The sequence below is a fragment of the Nostoc sp. CHAB 5715 genome, assembly GCF_020829685.1.
Classification (GTDB): Bacteria; Cyanobacteriota; Cyanobacteriia; order Cyanobacteriales; family Nostocaceae; genus Nostoc.
In genome coordinates, this window is the sequence record NZ_JAIVFR010000972.1 from 1 (window position 1) to 2,758 (window position 2,758).

Sequence of the window (2,758 nt, forward strand, 5' to 3'; positions counted from 1 at the left end):
GTGAAGGGTGGTTATACGGAAAAATTCTGTATAATACCCAAATAAGGGGGTAAAAAAGAAGTTTTCCGTATATTCAAACAGGATTTCCTTAGAATGCCTGATATATCAGGATTAAAAAAAGATTATACGGAAAGTTTCCGTATAATAAATAGTTATGCTTCTGCGATGTTTGTGAGAACAGCGTGATGTCTATAATTTGTTTTGAAGGTGCGAGTGCTGTTGGAAAAACGACGACTGCCAATTGTTTCAAAGCAAATTACGGCGCGTTTGTTGTGCCAGAAGTCAACCAATTATTCAACAGACCTGAAGATGCGCCAGCTGAATGGTACTTCGAGCGTCAGGTTGAACGCTGGTCTATCGCTCAAGAACAAAGCAAATTTTATCATCTCGTTATTCTCGATGGCGACCCGTTTCAGACGCTTTGGTATTGCTGGGCGTATGATTTCGCCGGATGGCAGAGCTTGAATTTTATGGAACAGTTTTATAAGCCAAGAATCCAAAATAAAACGATTGGTTTTCCCGATTTATACTTTGTCTTTAGCATAAACGAAGTTGAGCTTAGAAAACGTAAAGCCAGCGATATGAGCAGACGAAGGCACGGCTTCGAGACACATTTGAAGATGATTGAGCCGCAACGCCGCTACTTTCAGGCTATGCAAGCGTTTTCACCGAATCGGGTTCTCTTTTTGTCAGCGGTAGCTATTGAAACAAACATCGAGTTTGTTCGTGAGCGCATTTCGGTTTTGTCAAAACACGATGAAAGAGAATCAGAAGCTTTAATTGATAAAATGATTCAATGGTTACGAGAGAACGAAGCATAACAAGTCATTGGACGCGATCGCGAAACAGCTACTTTCATAAAACGTTGCGTGTTAAATTTCAGGTTGTCGCTGGCGGTTTCGCGCCGCGTCAACTCCGTCGTTGGGCGGCACGGAACGAATGAACGACTGTAAAGACTCAATGCAGAACTCCCTGAAGCTCGGATTCTTCATCCAGCCCGTCCACCCCCCGTCCCGTTCCTATGGGGACGTTCTTTGCGAGGATCGCGAAGCGGTCGTGCTCGCCGACCGGCTCGGCTACCGCGAGGCCTTCATCGGCGAGCATCTCGTCGACTCGGCCGAGACGATCACCTCGAGCCTCGCTTTCATTGCGAATCTCGCCGATGCGTGCCCGTCGATCACCTTCGGTACCGGCGTGCTTCCGCTCGCCAACTACCACCCGGCGATGGTGGCGGCGCAGGTCGCGATGGTGGACCACCTGGTGCAGGGTCGATTGATCCTGGGAGTCGGACCCGGCGTTGCCGGTGACGCAGAAGCCATCGGAGATTTGGGCTCGGACCGAAATCGCAAGACCCAGGAGGCGCTCGAGCACATGTGCCGGATCTGGAGCGAAGAGCCGCCGTACCGGATCGAAGGCAAGTTCTACCGGACCACCACGGAGCGCTCGCTCGATCGGAACATCGGAGTGGGTGTCGCTGTCCGACCGCTGCAAGAGCCCCATCCGCCCATCGCCATCACCTCGATCCGACCGGACGCTCAGGGACCGCACGCCGCGGGAGCGCGCGGCTGGTCCGGAATCTCGGCGACCTACGTGGGTGCGTACGTCGTCCGGGCCCACATTAAGAACTACCTGGAAGGCCGGCGATCGGCGGGCCTCTGTGCCGATGCTTCCGGGTGGCGCGTGGCGCGCAGCGTTTTCGTGGCCGATGACGAGGCCACGGCACATCGCTACGTGCATCGCGAGGACGGCGCGCACGACTTCTACTTCCACGTCATGAGGACCAAGCTCGCGAAGGCCGGCGCGCTGGACGTCATGCGCGACTTTCCCGACCAGCCGGATTCCGAGCTCTCTACGAAGCGGTGCATCGAGCGTCTCGTAATCGCGGGAACCCCCCAGAGCGTCGCGGACCAGATTCTTGCATTCCGCAACGAGGTCGGCGCGTTCGGCACACTGCTCTACACGGGCCACGACTGGACCGATCCAGCGCTCGCCCGGCGCTCCATGGAGCTCATGGCGAAGGAGGTCTGGCCCCGGATCGATCGGGCCGCGCATGGGACGACACCAAAAGGTCAAACTGACGGTAAGGCATTTTCAGTCTGATGGATAGCCCAACCATTGCGTGCAGCCGACGCCCGTCAGCGGGCGCGGCTGACGCAGGCGTTAGACCGAAAGATGTAGTTTGGAAAATAGGGGAGTACTATCGATGTATGAGTACTTTGAGCTTCACTGCTTGAGCGATGACCTTGTTTATGAGTTTGATCGCAGGCAGCGTGAAGATGGCACTTTCGCATATCAGCGTCGTGATCAAGATCTTTGGATTATTTTCAAGCCGGATTACGGCTGGATTGCTTACAACGAAGCCACTCATGAAGTCCAGGGTCGCCTTTGGGATGTCTTGCCACAGCACCAAGGGGATCATCCACCCCCAGGAATTTGGGTTAGCAGAAAAGGGATCAAATCCTACGTCTACGAACTCAAGTATCCAAATAAGGCAACCGCAAGCTAAACACTCGATGTTCATAAGTCCAGGAAATTATCGGTGACAAGCTGGTAAAGCAGATATTGACGCAATTCACATCGCAGCCGCAACTGTTCACGGCATGGGTTTGGTAAGAATAGTGTTTAAGCCGAATAACATCTTGTACTTGTTCAAGCAGTTTCTTTGGGCGTTGTTCCATCGGTGTTATACAGAAAAATTCCGTTTAATACTCTAAATCAGGATGTTATACGGAAAAGTTCTTGATAACACCAAGGGATA

The 2,758-nt window shown here is 52.6% G+C and carries 3 protein-coding genes; all 3 read left to right on the forward strand.

Annotation, left to right across the window (positions count from 1 at the left end):
* Positions 1-185: 185 nt before the first annotated feature.
* The 3 genes from LC574_RS34535 to LC574_RS34545 all read left to right on the forward strand — a co-directional run bounded on the left by LC574_RS34535 (position 186) and on the right by LC574_RS34545 (position 2,506).
* Positions 186-821 (forward strand): AAA family ATPase, encoded by a 636-nt coding sequence (locus tag LC574_RS34535; RefSeq protein ID WP_229458120.1) that lies wholly within the window; start codon positions 186-188, stop codon positions 819-821.
* A 118-nt stretch (positions 822-939) separates the two neighbouring features.
* Positions 940-2,100 carry an LLM class flavin-dependent oxidoreductase gene (locus tag LC574_RS34540; protein ID WP_229458122.1) on the forward strand — a complete coding sequence of 387 codons (1,161 nt, stop codon included), beginning with the start codon at positions 940-942 and terminating at the stop codon, positions 2,098-2,100.
* A 103-nt stretch (positions 2,101-2,203) separates the two neighbouring features.
* The gene (locus LC574_RS34545; protein WP_229458124.1) at positions 2,204-2,506 is read left to right on the forward strand and encodes a hypothetical protein; all 303 of its coding nucleotides are present in this window, start codon (positions 2,204-2,206) and stop codon (positions 2,504-2,506) included.
* Positions 2,507-2,758: the final 252 nt, after the last annotated feature.

Coding starts and splice junctions, on each gene's coding strand:
- LC574_RS34540 (WP_229458122.1), top strand. CDS start 940: ATGAACGACTGTAAAGACTCAATGCAGAACTCCCTGAAGCTCGGATTC.
- LC574_RS34545 (WP_229458124.1), top strand. CDS start 2,204: ATGTATGAGTACTTTGAGCTTCACTGCTTGAGCGATGACCTTGTTTAT.
- LC574_RS34535 (WP_229458120.1), top strand. CDS start 186: ATGTCTATAATTTGTTTTGAAGGTGCGAGTGCTGTTGGAAAAACGACG.